Below are 26,292 nucleotides of genomic sequence, written 5' to 3'. Positions count from 1 at the left end.
AACGAATATTTTTTTGTTATAAGTTTAAAAAGTATAATTAATGAAATTTAGAATTATCACTATTTTAGTTCTTGTTAGTTTGATTTCGTGCAAAAAATCAGAAAGTTTGCCAAATAAATTTGTCGGGACCTGGTATGATACTGAATATATAATTCCGAGCAGATCAACCTTAAAAATAAATAAAGACAGTACTTTCAAATATGAAAGCGCAGGTTGTGATTGGAGAGTAATTTCTAAAGGGAATTGGAAAATAGTTGGAGATTCGATAGAATTAAATAGTAAAAGTAGTGATACTTGTTATAAAATGTTTCCTTTTGTTGATTGTAAACCGTTTGAAACTAGAAGGAGAAAGGATGTATTAACAAGTCCCAATTGTAAACCGGAGAATAATGCGTTATTTTTAATCTTCGCCAAAGAAAAATTTTACATCAAAAATGATTCTCTAGTTTATAAGTTAAGACCAAGTTCTAGTTGTCCAGATACTTTGAAAATTATTTTTGCAAAAACCGAAAAAATCAGAAGATGAAACAACTGGATGATTTCTACTTAAAACAAGAAGAACCCATAAAAGGGATATTTCTTGCTGTAAAAGAAATTATTCTCAAACAAGATTCGGACATTACCAACGTTTTAAAATACGGAATGCCTTTTTTTTGTTATAAAGGAAAAATGTTTTGTTATTTGTGGATGCACAAAAAATACAAACAACCTTATATCGGAATTGTAGAAGGGAAACACTTTGAAGAATCATTTTTGCTTCAGGAAGCCCGATCCAGAATGAAAATTATGCTCCTCGACTTTGAGGAGGATTTGCCCATAGAAAGAATTGAGAAGATTCTGGAACAAGCTTTAAATTTATACAAAAACGGAATTATTAAGCTTTAAATGTTTAAAATGCAGTATTTAACGAAATAGTTAAATATATAATAAACTTGTCGTATTTGGGGCTTTCAGAGCCGGAAATCTTTGCTCTTCTGCATACAAAGCAGTATTTTTGCAACTGATAAATACCTGAATTTTAATATGACAAAGCTTAAAAATATAAAAGTTGTAGTAAGTGACTTAGACGGAACTTTACTCAACCCTCAACACCGAATATCAGATTATACCAAATCAATTTTTCAGGAACTGCACAATCAAAATTATCTTATCGTGGTAGCTACAGGCCGTCATCATCTCGATGCGATGGCTATTGTTGCAACGCTTGAAGTTCCGGTTTATCTTGTAAGTTCAAATGGAGCAAGGATTCATTCCCCTGAAAAAGAAGAACTTTTTGCGTTCGATTTAAAAAGCGACGTGGTAAAAGCAGCTTTAAATGTGGATATTGACCCGGAAATCACAGTAGTTTTATTCAAAGAAAATGTTTGGCAAACCAATAGGGTAAATGAAAAACTAAACGCTTTTCAAGCCGAATTAAAATACCGTCCGGAATTAGTGGATTATAAGACGCTGGAAGATTTTGGAGCGATTAAAATATTCTTTTCTCATGAGAATCATGAAAAACTAGTAGCCTTAAAAGATGCCGTTTTAGCAAATTCTTCAAGTGATTTACATCATGCTTTTAGTTTGCCAACTTGCTTGGAATTCATGGATAAATCAGTTGATAAAGCGGTTTCAATTCAGCGTGTTTTAGAAAAAGAAGGGTTTTCTTTAGAAGAAGCCGTTTCCTTTGGTGATGGGTTTAACGATGTACAAATGTTATCAGCAACCGGAAAAGGTTTAATTATGGGAAATGCTCCGGCCTTGTTAAAAGAAACGCTGCCGGAACTGGAAGTAATTAAAACCAATGCCGAAGACGGAGTTGCAAAATATATAGCCTCAAAGATTCTGAATAAAGAATTGGCTGTTAGTTAATTTTGAACATTTTCAGGACTTAGTGTTTTTTTGCAATAGCAGGAAGTTTATGCCTTTATGGTATCATAAAATTTACGAATCCCCGAAGTGATCTTTGGGGATTTTTTTTGATAATGATAAGTGATTGAATGCGTGAAGTTGTAAAAACATTTTTTTAATAATTTTCAAAGTGTATTTTTGTTTTATCAAAAAACTATACCATGACAAAAAACATTTTTATCCTTGCTTTTTTTACGCTTGCGATTTCAGGCAATAGCCAAACTTTGAAATTGGAAGAAATAATGAAAGGCGAATCTTTTATTGGAAATCAACCTACCTACGGACGCTGGTCTTTGGATGGGAAAAAAGTATATTTTGAATGGAATCCAACCAATGATTTAGGCGCAAGTACGTATTCCTGGCAAAAAGGAGCAGTAAAGCCTGTTTTGGTGGAACCCAAAGAAGCTGCTTTTTCGAAACTGGATTTTAAAAGAAAACCAACTTCAGATGTAGTGTATTATAGCGATAAAGGAGGTTTGTATTCGTATTCGATCAGTACCAAAACAGTTAAAAAAATTCTTCAGCAAAGTACTCCGGTTTCTAATGTAGAACTTGGTAGTGCAGAAGGGACGGTATTTTTCGAGCAAAACGACAACATTTTTAAATACAATGCAAAAGAGGGAACCGTTTTGCAAATAACAAACTTTACTAAAGGAGTAAAAAAGGAGAAAACTCCTGAAAAAGATTCCTTTTTAAAGACACAACAAAAAGAATTATTTCAGTTTATCAGGGATGCAGCAGCCAAAAAGCAGTGGAATCTTGCCAAAAGCAAAGCCGTTAAATCTGATTTTGCTAAAGAATATTATTATGGAAAAGATAACTTTTACAATTTAAAAGCCAATCCAAACGGAAATTTTACCACTTTTAGTTTAGCTGAAGAATCAGATAATAAAAAAGAAAAAATGGAGGTTTTTATAACGGATGATGGTTATAATCAAACACCTAATACAAAAGAGAAGGTTTCAACGGCAAATCTTGTCAAAACGAAATTCGGAATTTACTCTGTTGCTAAAGACAGTGTGTATTTTGTGAATTTCTCGACTTTAAGTCATATTCAGGATAATCCGAAGTATTATGAAGCTTACGATAATTTAAAAAATAAAGCAAAGGAAGACCGATTGATTACTGCTCAGGCTCCTGTGTATAACGAAAACGGTTCTTTGGCAATTGTTGAACTTAGAAGCCAGGACAACAAAGACAGATGGCTGGTGAGTTTGAATGCAGAGAACGGATCGTTTAAAGAAATTGAGCATCAGCATGATGATGCATGGATTGCTGGTCCCGGAATTCCATCTTATTCATTCGATTCGGGAGTTCTTGGCTTTTTAGGAGATAATGAAACTATTTATTTTCAGTCAGAAGTTACAGGGTACTCCCATTTGTATACCTATAATTTAAAAACAGGTAAGAAGGTACAATTAACCAGTGGAAATTGGGAAGTTCGTGATGTGACCCTGTCTAACGATAAAAAGACGTTTTATTTAACGACCAACACTACACATCCGGGAAACAGAAATTTTTATAAATTACCCGCTGCCGGTGGTACTTTGGAATCTATTTTAACCAAAGACGGTGCACATGAAGTAGTCATTTCTCCAGATGAAAAATCACTTTTGGTGCGTTACTCGTATAAAAATATTCCTTGGGATTTCTATGTTGCCGACAATAAAAAGAATACTACTTTAAAACAAATTTCATCTTCTGTTTCTGAAAGTTTCAAAGATTACAAATGGAGAGAACCAGAGGTAATTACTTTCAAAGCACAGGATGGAACTCCTGTAAATGCAAGATTGTATACACCAAAAACGGAAAATGCCAACAAAGCGGCAATCATTTTTGTTCACGGTGCGGGTTATCTGCAAAATGCACACAATTATTGGAGCAACTATTACAGAGAATATATGTTTCATAATTTACTGACTGATTTAGGATACACGGTTTTAGACATAGATTATAGAGGAAGTGATGGTTACGGACGCGATTTCAGAACCGGAATTTACCGTTTTATGGGAGGAAAAGATTTGTCAGATCATCTTGATGGCAAAAAATATTTAGTAGAAAAATACGGAATTGATGCCAGCAGAGTAGGTATTTATGGTGGATCATACGGTGGTTTTATTACTTTAATGGGAATGTTAACCACTCCTGGTGAATTTGCTTCGGGTGCAGCCTTACGTTCTGTTACAGATTGGGCGCATTACAATCACGGATATACCGGAAACATTTTAAACTTTCCTGAAACAGATCCGGAGGCCTACAAAAAAAGTTCTCCTATTTATTACGCTGATAATTTAAAAGGAAATCTGGTAATGTTACACGGAATGGTAGATGATAATGTAGAATATAAAGACATTGTTCGCCTGTCACAACGTTTTATCGAACTTCAGAAAAAGAACTGGAGTCTGGCTTCATTTCCTGTTGAAGCACACGGATTTAAAGAAACCTATTCCTGGATTGACGAATACAGCAGAATCCTGAATTTGTTTAATTCGACTTTACTGAAGAAGTAGTTTTTAGTTTTCAGTCGCAGTCGCAGTTTGAAAACTGTAAACTGTGACTGCGACTGCGACTGAGACTGTATACTGAGACTGTATACTGAGACTGTATACTGCGACCGTATACTGAGACTGTGACTATACTTAGAAAAACGAACAATTAGAAATTGACATTTAAAATTTTGGATAAGCTGATTTACAAAATAGATAATAGGGAGCATAAAGCATTAATGCGTGTTTGGGAATCTTCGGTAAAGGCTACACACGATTTTTTAAAGAATGAAGATTTTGAATTTTATAAGAAGTTGATTCCAGCCTTTTTTGAGCACGTAACATTGCATGGTGTAAAAAATGAGGCAGAGAAAATTATTGGATTTATAGGCACTAAAAATGAAAATTTAGAAATGTTGTTTGTCTCGGCAAATGAAATTGGAACAGGCATAGGAAAAGCTCTTTTGCTGTATGCAATTCAAAATTTAAAGGTGACAAAAGTTGATGTTAATAAAGATAATTTACAAGCTCTGGAGTTCTATAAACATTTTGGTTTTGAAGTAAAATCTGTTTCTGATTTAGACGGTTGCGGAAAACCATATCCGATTTTACATATGGAATTAACAAATGCATAAGGTAATAAGAATCAGAGTTTGCAAACTGTAAACTGCGACTGAGACCGCGACTAAAAAAAAAGAATCTGAATAGGTTCTTTTTTTCTTTTAATTAGTTTTAAATTTGCATTCATAAAAAACAACACAACACTAGAATAATGAGTAATACAATCACAACTACAAACTTCAGTTTTCCAAATCAGAAATCGGTTTATCGCGGAAAAGTAAGAGAGGTTTACAATATCAATGACAATCTTTTAGTAATGGTAGCAACCGACAGACTTTCGGCTTTTGATGTGGTTTTGCCAAAGGGAATTCCGTACAAAGGACAAATTCTGAATCAGATTGCAACGAAATTTATGGAGTTAACGCAGGATATTGTACCAAATTGGTTGATTGCAACTCCGGATCCTAATGTAGCTGTGGGACATTTATGTGAGCCTTTTAAAGTAGAAATGGTGATTCGTGGTTATGTTTCAGGACACGCTGCACGTGAATATGCTGCCGGAAGAAGACAAATCTGCGGCGTTACAATGGCAGAAGGTTTAAAAGAGAACGATAAATTTCCGGAACCTATTATTACACCAACTACAAAAGCTGATAATGGCTCTCACGATGAAGATATTTCGCGTGAAGACATTTTATCAAAAGGAATTGTTTCTGAAGAAGATTATCTTGTTTTAGAAAAATACACCCGTGCTTTGTTTCAAAGAGGAACTGAAATAGCAGCAAGCCGTGGCTTAATTTTGGTAGATACTAAATATGAGTTTGGAAAAACGAAAGATGGTGTTATTGTTTTAATTGATGAAATACATACACCGGATTCTTCCCGTTACTTTTATGCGGATGGATATCAGGAAAGACAGGAAAAAGGAGAGGAGCAAAAACAATTGTCAAAAGAGTTTGTGCGTCGCTGGTTGATCGAAAATGGGTTTCAGGGTCAGGAAGGACAACAAATTCCGGATATGACAGACGAATATATCCAGTCAGTTTCGGAGCGATACATCGAATTGTACGAGAATATTTTAGGAGAAAAGTTCGTAAAAGCAGATATTGATAATATTGATCAGCGTATCAATAAAAATGTATTAGAATATCTTTCAGTAAAATAATAATTTATCAAATCCGACAGGCTTTTAAAACTTGTCGGATTTGATTTATACTAATTAGGTCAATTTTTATTCTTCCATTTTGACTTTTAAATTTTCCAGACCTTTCTGTAGGTCATTGCCAATCATTTGGTCCATTTTCATCATCGGCAGCATAATATTCATTGGATAAGGAATAACACCGCTGATTCCCCATTTTACTTTAGTCTGATTTCCCGGTGCAGTCTCTGTCGACATAAAACCAATCGCTGTATCGTCCATTGGTTTTTTGAAACGTAAAGCAAAGTCAATGCGTTTTCCTTCCGTAATTTTTGTGATTTCCTGTTCTCCTTCACCAACTTCTTTTACTGTGCTTTCCCAGGCAGATACCGATCCAACATCTCCATCAGTTCCTGTATAAGTAGATTTCATTTTGGGATCAAGATTGGCCCAAACACTAAATTCATTTTGATTTTTAAGAGATCTCACATAATTAAAAACGCTGTCAACAGGTTTGTTGATGGTAATCTCTCTTTCTATAGCATAATTTTTAGGCATAAAATAAGCTGCAATCAGGACGATGGCTACAATAAGAATTAGAATGATTAGAATTCTTTTTAGGATTTTCATATTTTGTGGTTTTAGGTTATTTTTTTTTGTTCGGCTAGTTTAAAGTATAACTCCTTTATTTATAAGGCTTTTTGTTTTGTAAAGTTATTAAAGTTACGGTTCGTATTTGCAACGTGGAAAAAAAATAATAAGATTTTATATGTTTTTTTTCTGTAAACTGTAACATATTGGGTTTTCAAGCGTCTATTAAGAAAGCTGATAGTTAACATTCAAATTACTTTAAATCGCTTTTATTAATTGAATGTTAAGAATTAGTTAAAACATGGTACTTTGTTATACATAATACATAAAATAGAATTACATTTACATAGAATTTAAAAATCATCAATCAATCAACAATTAACAATCAATCATTATGAAAAATTCAATCATTTATCTAGGAGTTGCTTTAGTAGCATTTGCAAATGTAGCAATGGCATCAAATCAAACATCAATTGTGAAACCACAATTGGAAATTGTAAATAGTTTTTCAACACCATTAAATGTGGCTGTTGGTAAAGGAGATTTAGATTTTGTTAAAAAATTATTAGAATATGGAGCTGACGTAAACGAAATGTCAGAAGGTTTATCACCTTTAATGATCGCTGCCCGTTATAACAAAGTGGATATTATGAGAGTATTATTAGCAAAAGGAGCTGATGCTTCTGCTAGAAATGAAAAAGGTTTTACCGCTTTGAAATATGCACAATTATCAAACGCAACAGAAGCAATAGACATTTTGAAAGATTTAAAATAAAAGTTTAAATCGAGTTTTTGAATTAGTATATGAAACGACCTTCCTTGAGCAGAAGGTCGTTTTTCATTTTATATCCTGCTAATTGTTTCAATAGGCAAAAGACTGCACAGAGAACTACATAGTTTCTTTTCCTAAAGGGAAAATAATTTGAAAGAAAGTTGAAGGATTTTCTTTGATAAACATTGCTCACCCTGAATAGCGATACATAAAAAAAGCACCATTAAAAAAATAATGGTGCTTTTTCGTTGAAACGGAATCAAATTAATTTAACCAATTAATATTTCTTAAAACTCTTTATTCAATTGGAACGTGTTTTTTACGGTTGAATACCCAGAAAATGATTGGGAAAACCAAGAGGGTTAAAATCGTGGCAGTAATTAAACCTCCAATAATAACAATTGCCAATGGTTTTTGTGATTCAGAGCCAATTCCTGTCGAAATAGCCGCTGGCATTAAACCTATTGAAGCCATCAGGGCAGTCATAACTACAGCTCTTGTTCGGGCTTTTACTCCCCTAAAAATAGATTCTTCGAGTGAAAACTTTGCTTTTAGATTATGATGAAACTCGGAGATCAAAATCACACCGTTTTGAATACATATTCCAAGTAATGCAATGAAACCAACACCTGCCGAGATTCCAAAATTCATTCGGGTTAGATGCAGGGCAATAATTCCTCCAATAATGGCAAAAGGAACATTGGCTAAAACCAACAGAGAATCTTTAATATTTCCAAACAATATAAACAACAGTACAAAAATTCCAATTAAACTAATAGGTACAACCTGAGCCAATCGTGCACTGGCACGAACCTGATTTTCAAATTCTCCCGTCCAGCCAACAGTATAACCTGTTGGAAGTTTCATTTTTGCTACTTTTGCCTGTGCTTCTGCAATGGTACTTCCTAAGTCACGATCACGTACAGAGAATTTTACTCCAATAAAACGTTTGGTGTTATCCCTGTAGATAAAGGCAGGACCAGTTATAGTTTTTAAATCGGAAATCTCTTTTAACGGAATTTTTATTCCGCTGATAGTTGGAACTTTAAGTTCTGCAATATCATTTTCATCTTTACGATATTCTTTCGAAAAGCGGACTCTTACATCAAATTTTTTGTCGTCTTCATATTTTTGAGTGGCTGTTTTTCCTCCAAAAGCCAATTCCAAAACAGCTTGTGCATCACTTAATGTTACGCCGTAAGCAGCCATTTTATCTCGGTCAAGGACAACACTAATCTCAGGCTGACCAACATTTCGTAGTATTCCCGCATCTTTTATACCTGGAATATTTTTTATTTGAGCCAAAACTTCATTGGATAATTCGTCAAGTTTATCGAGGTCATCACCATAGATTTTTACTGCGTTTGAGGCTTTAAAACCAGCAACAGATTCAGCTACGTTATCAATTACTGGCTGAGAATAATTATAGGTAATTCCCTGATGAACTCTTAGTTTTTCATCCATTTCGTTAATTAATTCATCCATTGTAATTTTTCGTTTCCATTCGGATTTTGGTTTTAAATCCACCTGGAGTTGTATAAATCCAAAACCATTGGGATCTGTTCCGTCATTACTTCTTCCGGTTTGTGATAAAACATTTTTAACTTCAGGAAAACTTTCCAAATCTTTTCGGATGATAGCGGCAGTTTTGACACTTTCAGGCAATGAGGTACTCATTGGTAATTCGGCTGTTACCCATAAAGCCCCTTCATTTAACTGCGGTAAAAATTCTGTACCTAAAAATGTTGCCGAGAAGAAAACTGCTACTAACAGCGCTATGGAACCAATTAGCGCTTTTACTTTATGTTTAAAAGTCCATGCAAAACTTTTACCTACAATTCGATCCCAGAAATTGACAAACGGATTGTTTTTTTCCTTTACATTTTTGTTCAATAAAATATGCGATAGAACAGGTACCAGTGTCAGAGTGAAAAGTAAGGCTCCCATTAAAGCAAAACCAAGAGTGTAGGCCAAAGGCGAGAACATTTTTCCTTCTACTTTCTGAAAGGAGAATATTGGCAGTAGAGCGGTAATGATAATCAACTTAGAAAAGAATATGGCTTTACCCATTTCTGCTCCCGTTTTTTTGATCAGACTTCCTTTAGCAATTTTATTGTAGGCCGTCATTCCTAATTGATGCGCCCGATGATCTAACACTACAAATAATCCTTCAACCATTACAACAGCACCATCGATGATAATCCCGAAATCGACCGCGCCTAAACTTAGTAGGTTGGCACTCATTCCCATCATTTTTAGACATAAGAAAGCAAATAATAGCGATAACGGAATTACAATCGAGACCGTAAAAGTAGTTCTCCAGTCGGCCATGAAAAGAAATACAACGCAAGTAACCAGTATAATTCCTTCGAATAAATTATGCATAACCGTTTCAGTGGTGAAATTCATTAAATTATCACGGTCGTAAAAGGTTACCAGTTTGATGTCTTTTGGAAGAACATTGTCGTTCAGGTCTTTTATTTTGGCTTTTATTAAGGCTAATGTTTCTTGAGGATTTTCACCTTTTCGCATTACAATAATACCTTCTACAACATCATCATTTTTAGCCAGACCCGTTTGTCCGACTCTTGGCATCGCACTTTCGTAAACAGTTGCTAAATTTTTGACTAAGATTGGATTTCCGTTTGCATCGTCTACAATAATATTTTCGATATCCTGGATTGATTTCAGAAGCCCAACTCCACGTACGACAAAAGCCTGACCGTTTTTTTCAATGATATCCCCACCAACATTCAGATTACCTCCATTTACAGCATTGTAAACCTGAAGTGGTGTAATGTTGTATTTGGCTAGTTTTATAGGATCAACACCAACTTCATAGGTTTTGGTTTGTCCGCCAAAAACATTTAAATCAGCAACACCGGGAACAGAGCGTAACTGTTTGTCTATAACCCAGTTTTGATACGTTAGTAATTCCCTACTGTCTCTGCTGTCACTTTTTACAATATATCTGAAAATTTCGCCCGTTGGCCCATAAGGAGGCTGAACATCCGGTTCTACATCATCCGGAAGTGATACATTTTTTAGTAGATTATTGACCTGAAGACGCGCAAAAGTATCATCGACACCATCGTCAAAGATAATTTTGATGACTGACAGACCAAACATGGTGATACTGCGAACACTGGTTTTCTTTTGTACCGAGTTCATGGAGATCTCGATAGGCGACGTGACGAAACGTTCTACTTCTTCAGCACTTTTTCCATTCCACTGTGTAATGATAATAATTTGAGTATTGGTTACATCCGGAAAAGCGTCAATGGGCATGTTCTTGAAAGAAATGAATCCTGCAACGGCCAATATTCCCACCCAGAAAAAGGTAAATGCCTTGTTTTTCAGGGAAAAAGCTATAATGTTTCTTATGAATTTGTTCATTTTAAAAAGTATTTTTAATGATGAATTTTTGTTTCTGATGCTGCTGTGCGGAGCATTCTTTATAATCTGTATTTTCTAATTAGAATTCTGTATGAAAACGTAAGGCAAAAAACTGAACGGGGCCTCTGTCTTTATTATAGGCGGGATTCATGGCAAACTGGTAATCCGGTGAAAGTGTAATATGGGTATTGGGCACTAGGAAAGAATAGTAAACTTCTACAATCTGCTCTATTCCGTAATTTAGTGTACCGTCACCAATCATAAAACCATTTCCTCCGAGCTTTTGATATTGTTTATGTGGATTTGATAATCCGTTGGCGACTATGGCAATACCGGCAAAATCATTGGTTCTATTCCACATTTTTCCTTTAAGGTTTATTCCCAACTGTGCCGATCTGTCAATCTCTGTAAAAGCCCAGGTTTCATTTTTACCGTCATTATAGCTCATTCTGGCAAACAGTCCCCAATTATCTCCGTGTGTATAATCCATGTTTAAACCTATACCATATTTTGTACGTCCATCTTGTCTGGTACTTTTTATATCCGGAAATGTGATAAAGTTTGAATTAGCCTCACCGTAATTTCCCATTCCTGCTACATTTCGAAAGCCTAGTAACTTGATGTTGGCTATGTCCATATTTTTAAAGATTATCTGCTTTTCAATTTCTACGTTGATGGCGTTGGAATCTTTAAAACTAAATTCGACATTGGGTCCGTTAGCGTAGGTTGGTAAAGCAGACAATGAAGCTCTTATCTGCCAGGAATCAAATTGATAATTTACATATAATCCATCTGTATATCCTCGGGTGTTTGCGGCATAATCCCACGCTCCATGTGTCATTAGTGCCCAGTTTAGAAATTGTGTTCTGGGGTCGTGCGAGTACGGACTATTGTCAAAATAGTCTGATAGTCCAAATTTCCCAAAAACAAGCTGTAATGATCTATTGTTTTTAAACTGAAACTTTTGTTCCAAAAGCATTCTGGCAACATAAACTACTGGTTTGGTATCTCCAATTCTAAAAGTTTCTCCGTTAGGAAAACCACCCAATCCCCGGGCCTGAGATAAACCTTCACCTCCTGACATTTCGGGATTAAAAGTTATTGTGGCTCCTTTCCAAAGTGGAACATCGAGATATAAGGTTGATGTTAATGACAAAGCGCCTTCGGCTTCGGGTGACATACTGTTGGTCCCGGAATAATTAGCATGAAAAGCCGGATGGTATTGATAGATAGACGTCATTTGAAATCCCAGACTATATTTTCGTATCGAATCAGTTTCTTGCGAAAAGGATAGTGTGGAAATAAATAACGTGGCAAACCCCAATATTTTTGCAGACTTTTCCATTTCATTATTCGTTTAAGGCACGATAGATAAATAATTGATTATTGGTAATTACTTTTTCACTTTCTTTCAGACCTTTCGAAATATAGGTTACATCGCCTACTACTCTGTAAATGTCTACTTGTCTGGTCTCAATGTTATGACGATCTTTAAAAATCATAACAAAGTTTTTACTTTTATCAAAAACAATTGCTTTACTGGGTACGGCTATCATAGACTCACCTTCGCTATACGACAACTTAATATTCGCATTCATATCAGGTTTCAGCATATATCCGGGATTTTCCAATTTTATACGTGCTTGCATTGCCTTTGTTTCAGGGTCAATAACATTGAAAATTTTATCTACTTTTCCTTTAAAAACTTTATCAGGATAACTTAGTGTAGTGACGTCGGCATCTATACCCAGTTTTACTTTATTAATATCAATTTCATTAATATTTGCCAAAGCCCAGACTTCGCTGATTTCTGCAATATCAAAGATGTTTTCAGAACGGTCATTTCGCAAAAGCATATCCTGATTGATACTTTTTTGAATGATAAAACCACTAATTGGTGCAGTTACTTCATAAATAGAACCTGCTTTTATGTTGTAAATTTTATAGGTTTCCTGAACTTTACTCAATTGCGATTGTGCCTTATTGACCTCTGATTTTGCTTGAAGGACATCGCTTTCGGAATTTAATTTTCCGTCAAATAATTCCTGAGCTACTTTTAAATGATTTTTAGCGACCAGTAAATCATTTTTGGCATCGATAGACTGCTTTTCAAAATCGGCAATATCCGTACTTTTTATGGTCGCCAAAACTTGTCCTTTACGAACATAATCCCCAAGTTCGACATTTACTTTAATTACGTTTCCGCCAACAAGAGGGTAAACATCAATCATTTTGTTATTATCGGCAGTAATTTTTCCGTAAAAACTTAATACATTTTTTACCGGTTGTGTTTGTGCCTCCGCTGTTGTAGTCGTTTTTAACATAGAGTCACTTAAAGCAAAAGAGGTATTCGTATTCGGATTTTCAACTTCTTTTTTGCAGCTTGTGAGGGATAAACTCACGAGAGCAATTCCTATTAGTAGTTTATATTTCATTTTATTTAGTTTTAGAATAAGTCTTTGTTGATGGTACTATTTAATTCTTCGCCTGAAAGGATAACTTTTTTCTTCAGTTCATTTACCTGAATTGAAGCCTGATTGTAACTTTCCATAAAATCAGTAAATTCTAATAAACTGATATTTCTTTTCTGGAAGTTGGTCAGGATCCCATTATATACCGCCTCAAAGTCTGAATTAACAGTTGGTTTTATGACCACATAGTTTTTACGGGATTCTTCCCATTTGTTCCATGCCGATGTAATTTCTGTTTGCAATTGCAGGTCAAAATTTTGCTTCTCAATTTTTGATTGTTCTAAAATTGTTTTCGCATATTTAATATTTCCTTTGTTTTTATTCCAAAGAGGTAGTGGAATTCCAAGAGTCAGATTTGCTTCTCTGTTAAAAGCTCCGCTACGCTGATCGTAAGTGGCTCCCACAGTAATATCAGGGACAGAAAGTGCTTTTTGCCATTTTACATTTATTTCATTGGCTTCAATATCCTTTTGTTTGGCTAAATAATCCGGACGATTCGCAATCGCTTCGTCCTGAAAGGTCTTAAGATCAAAAGGAATTGTTTTGGTATACTTATTAAATTCTTCTTTAGAGACTTCCGGAATCACATTTTCGGCTGAATTTAAAAGCAATTTTAAATTGGCCTGTTCTTCAATGTTTTCATTGACTACTTCCATACGCTCATTTTTAAAATTCAAATACAGCGATTGCAAACGAACAAGATCTCTTAGAGGAATATTACCTTTTTGTACTTGTACTGTGTAAGAGCTTATCAGATCTTCAATATGTGCAAGCTGATTGTCAGTAGTTTCAAGACTTTTTTTGTTGTAGTACACTGTGAAGAAGCTCTTTCTTAATTGTAATTTTAAAGTTCTTAGTAAATCATTAAACTGTAATTCGGCCAATTGTTCGTTAGTTTGGGCCAGCTTGATTTCGTTGCGTTTTTTTCCACCTAAGTAGATTAACTGCTCAATACCGAATGCTTTTTGCCCTTGCTTTCCAATATCAAAATACTGATTTCTTTCGGGGTTGTAGGCATTTAATTCTGCCGTCAGAGAGGGATTATCCCAAATTCGGGCTTGAATGGTTAGCGCTTTAGAAGCATCGATATTATATTGTGATGCCAACAAAAAGAGGTTGTTTTTAAGAAATTGGCTTTCACAGTCCTGAAGGGTGACTGTTTTTTGAGCCAAAACTACCGGACCGAAAAGTACAAGTAGGAATGCACAGAGTTTTCTCATTGTATCATTTTTAATTTATACAAATATGCTATCACCAGACTTTAAGATACCTTAAAATCTACCTTAAAAATAACTTAAAATAAATTACAAATGAAAAAATAATTGAAATAAATTCGTGTTAATATCTGGAACGCTGTAGGTTATAGATGCGTTATGAAGTGTTAGGATACGTTGAACAATACGTAATCCAAGGCCAAAACCCGAAGTGCCTTTCGAATTTTTGCCACGCATAAAAGGTTGAAAAAGATTTTTTTGTTCTTCCTCATTTAAAGTCTCTCCTGTGTTTGAAATGGAGAGCACTAATTGATCATCCTGAGTACTTATGATTACTTTTGCTTGTTGATTATCAGAGTAAACACAGGCATTTTTAAGAATATTGGTTATAGCAATTTCCAGTAAATTTTTATTGCCATTAACTTCTAAAGTAGTATCCAGATTATTGTTTTCTTCTATTTCAAATAAAATTAAAAATTCAGGATAGCTTTTATTCAGATTTTCGATGGCCGAAAACAAAATTTCGTCCATACGATGAATTTCCTTGTTTTCGTTTTTCTTATTGTCAATTTTGGACAGAATTAATAGGGAGTTAATCAATTCAGTCAGTTGATTGATATCCGACAAAATGGTTTTTAAAAAATTTTTGCCTTTATCAGATGTTGCGGGATCGGCAATAGTGTTCTCAATTTGTGAAGTAATTCTCGATAGGGGAGTTCTTAACTCATGTGAGGCGTGGGCTGTAAATTCTTTTTGTTTTTGGTAGGAAACTTCAATTCGGTCCATCATGAAATTAAACTCATTGGCGATCAGATCAATTTCGTTTTTATTGTTTTTAGAAGCAACTCGAGTATCAAGATTATTCTCGTTTATATTTTTTATTTTTTGATGAAAGATACTCAGTGGGCTCATGGCTTTTTTGACCATAAAAGAGGTTAGAACCCAGCAAATACAAGTAAAAAAGATATATGAAACCACTAAGGTATAGCGTAGAAAAAGCAATTTTCGTTTACCATAATCGTCTGTGGCAGATATTAAAGCATAAAAATCCCTGTCTTTTGTATCATAAAAAACACCGTATACTTCGTAATCACCTTGTTGTTTAAAAAAAGTTTTATGCTTTTTGAGGTATTTTAAATCGTCAACTGACCAATTAATTTTGGCATCGTCAATACTGCTGTAAATTAGTTTAAAATTAGAATCAAAGACCAGTGTTTTCTCATCATATAATTGGTTAATAGAATTCTGATCGATCATTTTTAAAAGCTGATCGTCAACTTCTTTAACATTGACTAAAAGCTTGATATTTGAAAGTGCCTTAATTTCCAGTCGATCTCGAAATTCTTCTTTTCTAAAATTAGAATACAAAACAAATATCAATGTAGAAGCCAATCCAAAAAGGATTGTAAATAATAAGCTTACTAAAAGTGATATTCGATTTTTTAAAGTCATTCCTGATCGCTCAAATAATATCCGTACCCAACTTTGGTCCGAATCAGTTTAATGTCGTGGTCCTTGTCGATTTTTTTTCTTAAAAAATTAATGTAAACTTCAATGGTATTCTGATTGGTTTCGATGTGATAATCCCAAAGTTTTTCTGCAATGAATTGTTTCGACAGAACTTTGCCTTTTGCATGAGCCAGAATCAAAATAAGTTTGAATTCTTTAGGAGTCAGTTTGATTTCTTCATTTGAACGAAATATTTTCATATCACTTTCCAGAATCTCTAAATCGGCAATAACTATTTTTGTTTCTACCTGTTGTGGAATTTCTTTTCGACGTAAAAGTGAGGAACTTCGGGCATAGAGTTCTTCGAAATGAAATGGTTTAACCAGATAATCATCGGCACCGCTCTCAAAAGAAGCCAGTTTATCCTCAATTTCGCTAAAAGCAGTAAGCATAATAATGGGAGTCTTTTTATCGACTTCCCGAATACCTTTGCAAACTTCAATACCATTACTGCCTGGAACATTAATGTCCAGAATGATTAAATCATATTCATAAGGAAAATATTTCTTTAGCAATAATGCCCCATCGTAATAAGGAAAACACTCAAACTCCTTTGAAGTAAAGAATGCGGAGATTTCTTTAGATAAGGTAAAATCGTCTTCGAGTAGCAGTATTTTCATAATATTCTGGTTGAGTTTTTAGTCCTTAGTCCTTAGCTCTAAGCTTAGATCTCATAAACATATTTCATAATTTTTTAAGTAACTAGTCCCTGGCTACTAATCGTAATAACAAATCACCAGGAACCAGGGACTAAGTACTAAGAACTAATTAAAATAAGAAAAAGTTTCGTTGTTTTCAATTTTAAGTAGTGACTCGTAAATCAATTGAATTACATTTTCAACATCTTCTCTCTGAACCATTTCTACAGTAGTGTGCATATAACGCAAAGGCAGAGAAATCAATGCCGAAGCCACACCGCCATTACTGTAAGCAAAAGCATCGGTATCGGTTCCTGTAGCACGGGAAGTGGCATGACGCTGAAACGGGATTTTCTTTTCTTCTGCGGTATCTACGATCAGATCACGAAGTTTATTTTGTACGGCTGGTGCATAGGCAATAACCGGTCCTTTACCCATTTTTAAATCTCCTTCTACCTTTTTGTCGATCATTGGAGTAGTGGTATCATGGCACACATCCGTTACAATAGCCACATTTGGCTTTATCGTTTGTGCGATCATTTCGGCTCCGCGAAGCCCAATTTCTTCCTGAACAGAGTTTACAATATACAAACCAAAAGGAAGTGTTTTTTTATTTTCTTTTAATAAACGGGCTACTTCGGCAATCATGAAACCACCCATTCTGTTATCGATAGCACGACATACAAATTTATTTTCGTTCAAGATCATAAATTCGTCCGGATAAGTAATCACGCAGCCTACATGTACTCCCATTGCTTCAACCTGTTCTTTAGTTTCGCAGCCTAAATCGATAAAAATATTACTAATTTTTGGTGCTTCTTCCTTATCGCGCAAACGGGTATGAATAGCAGGCCACCCGAAAACACCCTTTACAATTCCTTTTTTAGTATGAATGTGTACTCTCTTTGAAGGCGCAATCTGATGATCAGAACCACCATTTCTAATTACGTACAATAAACCATCATCTGTGATATAGTTAACATACCATGAAATTTCATCGGCATGACCTTCAATTACAACTTTAAACGGTGCATCCGGATTAATAACTCCTACAGCTGTTCCATAAGTATCAGTAATAAAAGTATCTACATAAGGTTTTAAATAATTCATCCAAAGTTTTTGTCCTTCGCTTTCGTAGCCTGTAGGAGAGGCGTTATTGAGGTAGCTTTCGAGGAAAGCAATTGAGGTATCTTTTAAGATCGATTTTGTGTTCATAAAAATATTTTTTTGCTAATTTATAAATTTGGTATCAGAGTTGTATATAAATATATAATTTTACATTTAAATTATGACTCGATGAGATGTACTGCCCCTATTTTATTTTTTATATTGATTTCGTTAACTAGTCAGGCTCAGGTTAAACCTAAAGAGAATGAGCAAATGGGTTACATACTGACTGAGCAGGATTCGATTTTGAATGATACGATCGAACTGCCTGAAATTATTATTTCTAAGGAAAAACTGGATCCCGAAATGCAAAAGCAATTCATGATTCTTCAAAACCGTGTCTATAAGGTATATCCCTATGCAAGACTTGCAGCAGACCGGTTGACCGCATTGAATAGCGGAATGGCACGTCTGAAAACCAACCGAGAAAAGAAAAAATATTTTAAGATTGTGGAAGATTATCTTAATAATGAATTTGAAGCAAGACTTAAAAAACTTTCACGTAAGCAAGGACAGATACTCGTTAAACTCGTTCACAGACAAACCGGAATAACAACTTACGAGTTAATCAAAACTTTAAAAAGTGGTTTCAAAGCCTTTGTGTCAAATACTACAGCCAATTTATTTGACATTAGCTTGAAAACCGAATATAAGCCCTTTGAATCTAATGAGGATTATTTAATTGAAACCATTTTGGTCAGGGCATTTGATTCCGGAAAACTCGTGAATCAAAAAGCAGCTAATCCTGTAAATTATGATGATTTAATGAGTCACTGGGAGACAAAAGTAAAAGAGACAAAAGCAGACAAATAATCAAATTATATTCAAAAATTTTTCAAAAAAGACTTACAAATTATTTTGTAAGTCTTTTTTTATGGTTTTTGGTTTCGGATTACAAAGTAAGTTTTAATCAAAAGAATTTACTTACTTAATTTGTGATTTTTTGATTTTTCGCTGAAGCCCCGTAAAATAAGCGTTTTTGTTATAATTTTTGTAGTTAAAAGGGTTTTTGCTTTGTTTTTTAACAAATTAATTGCAAATATAATTTGTCAATTATAGTTTAATTTGTAGGTTTACTGATTAACAACCACTATGTTAACCAAAACCAATTTAATCTATGAGAATAAAACTACTTACACTATTTGTGTTATTAGTGACTATGTCCTTATGGTCACAAAAGACATCTGACAGTGATTTTGCCATTTCCGTCAACGGAAATAAAATCACGACCACTTCCAATTTTAAACAGCAGTTTAAAGACAAAAAAAGTACCAGTAAACAAAACCTTAAAACTGAGTACACACTGTTGCAGTTTACAAAAATCCCTTCTGTAGAAGAGCAACAAAAGTTAAAATCGCAAGGGATAACATTACTTAGTTATTTATCGAACAACGCTTATTATGCCGAAATTGCTCCTGAATTTTATAACAAGAGTAGTGTTTCTGACAATATAAGAGCTGTGATTGCCGTAGATCCAAAATTCAAACTGGATCAAATGATTGTAGACAATGCAATTCCGGATTATGCTGCAGCAGGTGGTAACGGAATTAAAGTTGTGGTGAGCTATTTTAAAGGCGTTGATCGTAAACGTGTCGAGCAGGATTTAGCAGGCTTGTTTTTAAAAAACAGTAACAATGACACGACTTTTAATGAAATTTATATTCAGGCCTCTAAAGAAAAATTAGAGGAGGTGGCAAAATTCAATTGGGTACAAAACATTGAATTGGTTGCACCACCAGTAGAAAGTGATAATAAGCCGGGTGTAACTTCACATAAAGCAAATCTTTTAGGGTCTACTATTCCTGGTCTTGGTTATGGATTAACTGGTAAAGGAGTGAAAATTGGTGTTTGGGATGGTAATCTTGAACCTCATAAAGATCATACTGGTAGAGTTATCAATAGAGAATACGAATCAAATTCTTCGCATGGAGATCACGTGGCAGGTACTATTGGCGGTGCCGGTTTATTGGATCCTAAGGCAAGAGGTATGGCTCCGGAAGTACAGATGTTCGGTTGGAACTTTAATACGCAGTCTAACGGTTTAAGCGTTCAGCAGGAAAGAGTGAAAGCGGCGAATGAAGATGGTATTGAATTAACATCAAATTCGTATGGAGTAAATTTAACTTCAGGTTATAATACCAGAAGATATGATACCGGAGATCGTGGTGATGATAATGTTACTGTAACATTTCCTTACCTTTTAAATATTTATTCAAATGGAAATGCACAAACAGCATACCCAGGCGGATTTAATACTTCGACAAAGAATTCAAAAAATGCACTGCATGTAGCGGCAAATAATCCTGATGATTTAATCAGTTCTTATAGTAGTTTTGGACCAACTATTGATGGGCGTTTGGTTCCTCAAATTGCAGCTGTAGGAACAAATGTGTATTCATTAGATTATAGCAATTCTTATCAGATCATGAGTGGTACGTCTATGGCTACTCCTGGGACTACAGGTACAGTTGCTTTACTTTACGAAAGATACAAGAATATTTATGGTGCAAAACCGTTAGCATCTTTAATGAAGGCCTTAGTAACGGGTACTTCTAAAGATGCAGGGAATCCTGGACCGGATTATAAATATGGTTTCGGAAATCTAAACGGTCTTAGAGCTGTTAGAGCTTTAGATAACAGAACTTTTTATTCCAGTACAGTATCTAATGGTCAAAGCTATGAGAAAGAAATTGTGGTACCGACAGGATTAGTGACTTTGAAAGTACTGCTTGCTTACACAGATTTACAAGGAACACCGGGAGCATCTTCTGTTTTGGTAAATGATCTTGATGTAAAAATTGTAAAAGATGGTGTAACCACTTTACCATGGGTTTTGAATGCTACAACGCCAAATGCTAATGCGGTTCGCGGTGTGGACAATTTGAATAATATTGAACAAATCACTTTGGATAATCCTGCAGCAGGAACATATAAAATTATTGTTAGTGGTTCAAGAGTGCCAATTGGTACACAAGAATTTTCAGTGGTGTATGATTTAGTAGCTCCTGAATTGATTTTGACTTATCCTATCGGAGGTGAAAAATTCGATACAGATAGTACAGAGTATATTCGTTGGGATTATGAAGGAGAAGCAAAACCTTTTACAATCGAATATTCTGTTGATGGAGGAATTAACTATCAGTTGATTGCGAAAGATGTTCCTTCTGCTGCGAGAAATTTTGCATGGAAAGTTCCTGCAGGAATTGTTGCTAACGCAAAAATAAGAGTAATTGCAGGTTCGAAAGTGGATACTTCAAAAGAGGTATTTAATATAATTACAGAGCCTAGAAATTTAGTGATAGCACCTGCAGCATGTGGTGTTTCGTCCTATAAGATGGATTGGGATCCAATTCCGGGAGCAAAGTATGAAGTATTAAAAATGAACGGGTACAAGTTTGATGTTGTAGCAACAGTAACTGACCCTACTTATACTTTCACAGTTTCAACAGGAGATGATAACTGGTTCTCAGTTAGAACTATTGATATTGTGTCAGGAATTGTTTCTGAAAGAGTAAGAGCAGTAAATGTAGAACCGGTTTCTCAAGCCGTTGTTAGTGCTGCAACTCTTCCTTTTGTGGAGAATTTTAATTCCAGAAAAGCGGCTAATTATGTGTTTTCTAAAGGAACAACAGGTTTAGTGAAGTATGAATACATTAATGCAGATTTTGTAGACGGAGCAAAAATGGCAGGATCCGGAGATGCGTCTTCTTCTCCTTGGATAGCCAGTACGTCTGCTAACGCATTTACTAATAATCCAAACTTCGTTAAGAAAGTCTCATTCTGTAATATCGATGCGACAAGTTTAACAGGTAAAACAATCGGACTTAAATTTAATTTAATTTGGAGTACAGTTGGTGCTTCACCATTACCAAACAAAAACTTTTTTAGACTTGTTGTAAATGGTACTCCGGTAAATAGCTATGAGAATGTTGGTGTTTACGGGGGAACGGCTACCTCTGGCAATACAGAATTATTATATGATTTATCGGCTTATGCAGGAACAGTATTTACTGTAGCTTTTGAGTCGGTTATGGATAACGATGTACAAGTTATCGCTAATGATAATGTATACAATTCTGTTTTTATTGATAATGTTTCGATTTTTGAGGCAACTGCAACAGATCTTGAATTAACATCATTAATTCCAAATGCAGGAATAACAGCCAGTGAAACTGTAAAAGTAAAAGTATTCAATCATTCTCCTGTTGCGGTAAGCAATGTACCTGTTTCATATAAAATTGATGGTGGAGCAGAAGTGATTGAAACTATCCCTGGACCAATTAACCCTTTTACGGAAGCATCTTTTGATTTTGTGCAAAAGGCTGATTTTTCAACTCCAAAACTTTACACAGTAGTTGGAAAAGTAAACTATACAGGTGATGCGGTTGCAGACAACAATACGATAGAGAAAAGTGTTCGTAATACAGGAACTGATGTTTTAATGGGCGGAGCTGCTCCGGCACCTACTTGCGCAGCGACATTTACAGATAGTGGTTCGCGTTATGCAAATTACGCAAACAATCTTTCGCAAACGATAACTTTTAAACCTGCAACAGCCGGAAATAGTATTAAGGTAACTTTTTCTGCCTTTAATGTTGAGCAGGATTACGACTACTTATATGTGTATAACGGAACTAGTACATCGGCTCCTTTATTAGGTACCTTCACAGGAAATACTTTGCCTCCTTCATTAACGTCAACAGCTGCAGGAGGAGAGCTAACATTTAGATTTACTTCAGATAGTGATGTAAATGAATTGGGATGGATAGCTGATATTGAATGTGTGGCAAAACCAGTGATAACAGATGTATCTGTTGTTTCGATTACAACTCCTGAAGTTTTAGGAAAAAAGACCAGTACGCATGATGTGACTATTAGAGTTAGTAATTTAGGAGGAAGTACTTTAACTAATCATCCGGTATTTTATCAAATAAACGGTGCAGCAAAAGTTACAGAAAATGTTCCGACGATAGCGGCCTATTCTACAGTAAGTTTCACTTTTACGACTAAAGCTGATTTATCAGTGGTTGATGCTACTTATACCATCAAAGCTGGAGCTGATTTGCCGGATAATAACCCGGCTAATGATGCAGTTGAAAAAGTGGTATATAATAAAAATGAATTACCGGTTCATACCAATACAAATGGATACGCAATATCGCGTTTCAAATGGAATGATGTGGTAAACAATTCGGGAACTACAGCGTATTCAGATTTTAAAAACATAAAAATTCCGGTTTATGCTGGCTTTACTTATCAGCCAGAGGTAACCATTACAAAGACAGAAACGCCAATTACAAGAGATTTGTCGGCAACTGCAACAGGGGTTTTCACAATGATTGTGATCGATTTGAACGGAGATGGTAATTTAACAGATGAATTTTATGCAGGAAACTTTTGGGTAAATACTACTCCAACTTCTGCGTCACCTGCTATACCATCGACCACAAGTACACATTATTTCAGAAATATGGCTACATTGGCAGGAGGGTTTACTATTCCGGCAAATACAACTTCTGGTGAGAAATTAATGCGCGTATTGCACATGTTCCGTTCACCATCAGAATATTTCAATGTAAATCTTGGACCAACTTTTGATGGATTAACAAGTTCTAGAAGTGATTTTGAAGTAGAGGAGTACACTATTAATGTACTGCCTTTTACAGCTGCTGATGCCAGCATTGATGCAATTTCAGCACCAATTAAACCAGGAAATGCTCCTGTGACAGTTTCGGCTGTAATTCGTAATTATTCAACTGCAGCAATTTCGAACTTCCCGGTTGCTTATAAGATCAACAATGGTGCTGAAGTAATTCAGAATCAAGTTGCTTCAATTGCAGCAGGAGGAACAGCTACCATTACATTTACTACTAAGGCAGATTTAGGTGCGCCTGGTGATTATACAATTCAAGTTTATACAAAATTGCCTGCAGATACAGATCCTTTAAACGATTCTAAATCAATAACACTTTCGCATGCTGCAAATTACGCTACGAATGTTACAGGGACTTTTGATGGTGTAAATGATTTTATTAAAACAGATGTTACACCAGCGCTCAATCTTACTAGTAATTATACGTATGAGCTTTGGGTCAATCAAAAGCAGCCATCAATTTTTGGTAGACTTTTAGATAAAGGTACGGCATTGGTATTTATACATAATAACAATAGCTTGTCACTTTATAAAGAGAATAGTTTAGTAATTTCGATTACAACAGCAACAGGTTCGTATGTTATTAATACAGGTGTAAATTCTATTAAACAAAATACCTGGCACCATATTGCTTATTCTGTAAGTTCTGCCTTTGTGTACACGGTTTATATTGATGGAGTTTCAGTTCCTTATACCAGTACAGGTACTGCAGGAGCATCAAGTTCAAATACTAATGTAGCTGCTTATATAGGTAATAATGCAGGATTGGCTCGTGGTTTAAATGGTAATATCGATGAAGTTCGTATATGGGCAGGAGTTCGCAATCAGGCAACAATTGCAGCAAATTCAACAACTAAATACGTTGGAAACGAACCTGGATTATTGGCGTATTATAGTTTTTCAGAAGGGGACAAACAGTTTGTATTTGATAGTACAATAAGTGATAACACTGCTGTTGTAACAAATGCCGATACAAATGGTCAGGGTGATGGAAAATTCTGGAATGTACCAGTTCTATTGCAAAAAATAGAGTTTGTAAATCAATTATCAACGAGTTATGATGCGCCTACAAAAACGTTTTCAGTATTACTAAATGACGGAGCGGATATAACCGCTGCGATCGCAAATTATTCCTTAGGAATGAAAAGTATTGCGAAAATAGGTGGTGTTACACAAGTTAACGGAGTAACACCAAATGATTATACCAATCCAATTACTTTAAAAGTTGAAGGAGTTGGCTTTAATACTGGAATAACTGAAACGTATACAGTGAAAGTAGTTACTGGTTTAAGTAATGAAAGTAAATTGCTTTCCTATGACTTTAAAACAGTTTCAAACCCTGGTTTAGTGCAAGAGATCAATACGGATATCTTAGGGAATAACGTAAGCAAAACAGTTCCATTTGGTTATAATGTATCGAATTTAGTAGCAGATTTCACTGTTTCTCCGGGAGCTGAGCTTTTTGTAGATGGGGTAAAACAACTTAACTCAAAAGTAATTGCTTCAGATTATAGCAATAGCTTCTTAGTAACTGTTGTCTCAGAGAATAAGCTTTCTCGAACAAATTATACGGTAGATATTAATGCGAAAAATTCTCAGGCAAGTATTATTAACTATTCAGTAGCTAATCAGGTTGGACTAACTCATATCGATCTGATTTTGAAAACGCTTAAGGTTGTGGTGAATAATAATGCTAATTTAAGTGCCTTGGTACCTGTTTTTCAGGTTTCGGATTTTGCAACATTGCGTATTGGAACCTATATTCAGAATAGTGGTGTAACTAGCCTAAATTATACCGGACCTGTAGTGTACAATGTGTTAGCGCAAAACAGATCTATTGAAAATTGGACTGTGGCAATAGAGATAGCTAAGCCTACAATTACACTTTTAGGCAATGCCGTAGTTTCAATAGATAAAGGATGTGTGTACACAGATGCAGGTTATACTGCTAAAGACAACTTAAATACAGATATAACTGCATCAGTAGTAGTATCAGGTAATGTCGATGTAAATACTCCGGGGCAATATGTAATTACCTACACTGTTAAAGATGCTTTGCAGAACCAATCTACAGTAACGCGTACAGTAAATGTATCAAGTACCGCATGTACTTTAGGGCTACCGGTTAATGTAATAGAAGGTTTTGTGTTGTATCCTAATCCGGTTACGGAAGGAAAAGTACATATAGAATCAGCTTCTACTAGTGCTAAAAACATTTTGATCTCTGATATGTCCGGAAAAAAAGTACATTCCGTTAAAACAGAGAAAACAGAATTAAACATTTCAGGCTTACCAAGTGGTGTATATATAATAAAAGTAGAGCAAGACGGAAACACTTCTGTGCAAAAGCTGATTATTAAATAAACATTCGTATGTGATAGAAAACGATTAATCGAAAAGATGTAGTCGTTTTTAAAATGGAAGTATTCTTCCATAAATTGTAATCCACAACCCGGCAGGTTTAAGATCTGTCGGGTTTGTTGTTTCTGTTCCTATATATAAGGAGTGATTTTATCAAGCAAAGTGAAGTCGAAGATGAGGTTTGGAATTTGGAATTTGGCATATTTAGTAGCTTTCTCCCGCTATTCGTTTCAATCTTTTGCTTTTTAAAGGAAAAAGCAAAAGGATTTCCACTTCTATCGGGGCTAGGGGGTGGGTTTTCAAAAGAAAATAAGGCAAAAAAGCAAAACTTGGCGTCTTAGTGTCTTTGCGAGACTAGTAAAATAGGGGTGTTTCAAAGGAAGGTGTAGTATTGAATCTAATTCACTAAAGAAAAACCTTTCAAACCTGAAAATAGTTT

General features: G+C 35.0%; 17 protein-coding genes. 9 read left to right on the top strand and 8 right to left on the bottom strand.

Translation table 11 applies throughout. The annotated features are described in order from the left end of the window. Positions 1–40: 40 nt before the first annotated feature. The 6 genes from FLA105534_RS18090 (at position 41) to FLA105534_RS18065 (ending at position 6,105) form a co-directional block, all read left to right on the top strand. Positions 41–526, top strand: a complete 486-nt coding sequence (locus tag FLA105534_RS18090) for a hypothetical protein (protein WP_173967495.1) — start codon at positions 41–43, stop codon at positions 524–526. After that, a complete protein-coding gene (locus FLA105534_RS18085) occupies positions 523–885 on the top strand; it encodes a DUF1801 domain-containing protein (RefSeq protein ID WP_173967494.1) in 363 nt (120 codons plus the stop codon). The genes FLA105534_RS18090 and FLA105534_RS18085 overlap by 4 nt, the downstream gene beginning before the upstream one ends. A 138-nt stretch (positions 886–1,023) precedes the next feature. Continuing rightward, the gene (locus FLA105534_RS18080; protein ID WP_173967493.1) at positions 1,024–1,854 is read left to right on the top strand and encodes a Cof-type HAD-IIB family hydrolase; all 831 of its coding nucleotides are present in this window, start codon (positions 1,024–1,026) and stop codon (positions 1,852–1,854) included. Between the two features lie 200 nt (positions 1,855–2,054). After that, positions 2,055–4,403: a S9 family peptidase gene (locus tag FLA105534_RS18075; protein WP_173967492.1), complete on the top strand. Its 2,349-nt coding sequence runs from the start codon at positions 2,055–2,057 to the stop codon at positions 4,401–4,403. Between the two features lie 167 nt (positions 4,404–4,570). Further along, complete coding sequence (locus tag FLA105534_RS18070; RefSeq protein WP_262888462.1) at positions 4,571–5,014, top strand: GNAT family N-acetyltransferase; 444 nt, start codon at positions 4,571–4,573, stop codon at positions 5,012–5,014. Between the two features lie 137 nt (positions 5,015–5,151). After that, positions 5,152–6,105, top strand: a complete 954-nt coding sequence (locus FLA105534_RS18065) for a phosphoribosylaminoimidazolesuccinocarboxamide synthase (RefSeq protein WP_173967491.1) — start codon at positions 5,152–5,154, stop codon at positions 6,103–6,105. Between the two features lie 66 nt (positions 6,106–6,171). Here the strand turns inward: FLA105534_RS18065 and FLA105534_RS18060 are convergent, their stop codons facing one another. Then, on the bottom strand, positions 6,172–6,711 hold the full coding sequence (locus tag FLA105534_RS18060; RefSeq protein WP_173967490.1) for an SRPBCC family protein: 540 nt from the start codon (positions 6,709–6,711) through the stop codon (positions 6,172–6,174). Positions 6,712–7,066: 355 nt separating this feature from the next. Here FLA105534_RS18060 and FLA105534_RS18055 point away from each other — a divergent pair, with 355 nt between their 5' ends. Continuing rightward, positions 7,067–7,447: an ankyrin repeat domain-containing protein gene (locus FLA105534_RS18055; protein WP_173967489.1), complete on the top strand. Its 381-nt coding sequence runs from the start codon at positions 7,067–7,069 to the stop codon at positions 7,445–7,447. A 294-nt stretch (positions 7,448–7,741) separates the two neighbouring features. Here the strand turns inward: FLA105534_RS18055 and FLA105534_RS18050 are convergent, their stop codons facing one another. The 7 genes from FLA105534_RS18050 to FLA105534_RS18020 all read right to left on the bottom strand — a co-directional run bounded on the left by FLA105534_RS18050 (position 7,742) and on the right by FLA105534_RS18020 (position 17,887). Then, a complete protein-coding gene (locus FLA105534_RS18050; RefSeq protein WP_173967488.1) occupies positions 7,742–10,840 on the bottom strand; it encodes an efflux RND transporter permease subunit in 3,099 nt (1,032 codons plus the stop codon). A 79-nt stretch (positions 10,841–10,919) separates the two neighbouring features. Then, entirely contained in the window at positions 10,920–12,185 is a 1,266-nt protein-coding gene (locus FLA105534_RS18045) for a carbohydrate porin (RefSeq protein WP_173967487.1), read from the bottom strand. 4 nt (positions 12,186–12,189) lie between these two features. Continuing rightward, positions 12,190–13,275, bottom strand: a complete 1,086-nt coding sequence (locus tag FLA105534_RS18040) for an efflux RND transporter periplasmic adaptor subunit (RefSeq protein WP_173967486.1) — start codon at positions 13,273–13,275, stop codon at positions 12,190–12,192. Between the two features lie 11 nt (positions 13,276–13,286). After that, positions 13,287–14,531 carry a TolC family protein gene (locus FLA105534_RS18035; RefSeq protein WP_173967485.1) on the bottom strand — a complete coding sequence of 415 codons (1,245 nt, stop codon included), beginning with the start codon at positions 14,529–14,531 and terminating at the stop codon, positions 13,287–13,289. A gap of 84 nt (positions 14,532–14,615) precedes the next feature. Next, positions 14,616–15,977, bottom strand: coding sequence for a sensor histidine kinase (locus FLA105534_RS18030; protein ID WP_173967484.1), 1,362 nt, complete (start codon positions 15,975–15,977; stop codon positions 14,616–14,618). Beyond that, the gene (locus tag FLA105534_RS18025; protein WP_173967483.1) at positions 15,974–16,654 is read right to left on the bottom strand and encodes a response regulator transcription factor; all 681 of its coding nucleotides are present in this window, start codon (positions 16,652–16,654) and stop codon (positions 15,974–15,976) included. Before FLA105534_RS18025 ends, FLA105534_RS18030 begins: the two co-directional genes overlap by 4 nt. Before the next feature lie 144 nt (positions 16,655–16,798). After that, entirely contained in the window at positions 16,799–17,887 is a 1,089-nt protein-coding gene (locus tag FLA105534_RS18020; protein ID WP_173967482.1) for a M42 family metallopeptidase, read from the bottom strand. An 81-nt stretch (positions 17,888–17,968) separates the two neighbouring features. On the opposite strand from FLA105534_RS18020, the gene FLA105534_RS18015 reads away from it, so the two are divergent. Next, positions 17,969–18,652 (top strand): DUF4294 domain-containing protein, encoded by a 684-nt coding sequence (locus tag FLA105534_RS18015; protein ID WP_173967481.1) that lies wholly within the window; start codon positions 17,969–17,971, stop codon positions 18,650–18,652. A gap of 304 nt (positions 18,653–18,956) precedes the next feature. Continuing rightward, positions 18,957–25,856, top strand: a complete 6,900-nt coding sequence (locus tag FLA105534_RS18010) for a S8 family serine peptidase (protein ID WP_173967480.1) — start codon at positions 18,957–18,959, stop codon at positions 25,854–25,856. Positions 25,857–26,292: the final 436 nt, after the last annotated feature.

Source organism: Flavobacterium collinsii (assembly GCF_902804485.1).
Classification (GTDB): Bacteria; Bacteroidota; Bacteroidia; order Flavobacteriales; family Flavobacteriaceae; genus Flavobacterium; species Flavobacterium collinsii.
The sequence above is the reverse complement of the archived record's forward strand: the minus strand, read 5'-3'. Positions and strand labels throughout refer to the sequence as shown.

What these genes read in the sequence shown, in the direction of transcription:
- FLA105534_RS18010 (WP_173967480.1), top strand. Translation starts at nt 18,957, where the DNA reads ATGAGAATAAAACTACTTACACTATTTGTGTTATTAGTGACTATGTCC.
- FLA105534_RS18045 (WP_173967487.1), bottom strand. Translation starts at nt 12,185, where the DNA reads ATGGAAAAGTCTGCAAAAATATTGGGGTTTGCCACGTTATTTATTTCC.
- FLA105534_RS18040 (WP_173967486.1), bottom strand. Translation starts at nt 13,275, where the DNA reads ATGAAATATAAACTACTAATAGGAATTGCTCTCGTGAGTTTATCCCTC.
- FLA105534_RS18055 (WP_173967489.1), top strand. Translation starts at nt 7,067, where the DNA reads ATGAAAAATTCAATCATTTATCTAGGAGTTGCTTTAGTAGCATTTGCA.
- FLA105534_RS18080 (WP_173967493.1), top strand. Translation starts at nt 1,024, where the DNA reads ATGACAAAGCTTAAAAATATAAAAGTTGTAGTAAGTGACTTAGACGGA.
- FLA105534_RS18050 (WP_173967488.1), bottom strand. Translation starts at nt 10,840, where the DNA reads ATGAACAAATTCATAAGAAACATTATAGCTTTTTCCCTGAAAAACAAG.
- FLA105534_RS18035 (WP_173967485.1), bottom strand. Translation starts at nt 14,531, where the DNA reads ATGAGAAAACTCTGTGCATTCCTACTTGTACTTTTCGGTCCGGTAGTT.
- FLA105534_RS18090 (WP_173967495.1), top strand. Translation starts at nt 41, where the DNA reads ATGAAATTTAGAATTATCACTATTTTAGTTCTTGTTAGTTTGATTTCG.
- FLA105534_RS18030 (WP_173967484.1), bottom strand. Translation starts at nt 15,977, where the DNA reads ATGACTTTAAAAAATCGAATATCACTTTTAGTAAGCTTATTATTTACA.
- FLA105534_RS18060 (WP_173967490.1), bottom strand. Translation starts at nt 6,711, where the DNA reads ATGAAAATCCTAAAAAGAATTCTAATCATTCTAATTCTTATTGTAGCC.
- FLA105534_RS18075 (WP_173967492.1), top strand. Translation starts at nt 2,055, where the DNA reads ATGACAAAAAACATTTTTATCCTTGCTTTTTTTACGCTTGCGATTTCA.
- FLA105534_RS18025 (WP_173967483.1), bottom strand. Translation starts at nt 16,654, where the DNA reads ATGAAAATACTGCTACTCGAAGACGATTTTACCTTATCTAAAGAAATC.
- FLA105534_RS18085 (WP_173967494.1), top strand. Translation starts at nt 523, where the DNA reads ATGAAACAACTGGATGATTTCTACTTAAAACAAGAAGAACCCATAAAA.
- FLA105534_RS18065 (WP_173967491.1), top strand. Translation starts at nt 5,152, where the DNA reads ATGAGTAATACAATCACAACTACAAACTTCAGTTTTCCAAATCAGAAA.
- FLA105534_RS18020 (WP_173967482.1), bottom strand. Translation starts at nt 17,887, where the DNA reads ATGAACACAAAATCGATCTTAAAAGATACCTCAATTGCTTTCCTCGAA.
- FLA105534_RS18015 (WP_173967481.1), top strand. Translation starts at nt 17,969, where the DNA reads ATGAGATGTACTGCCCCTATTTTATTTTTTATATTGATTTCGTTAACT.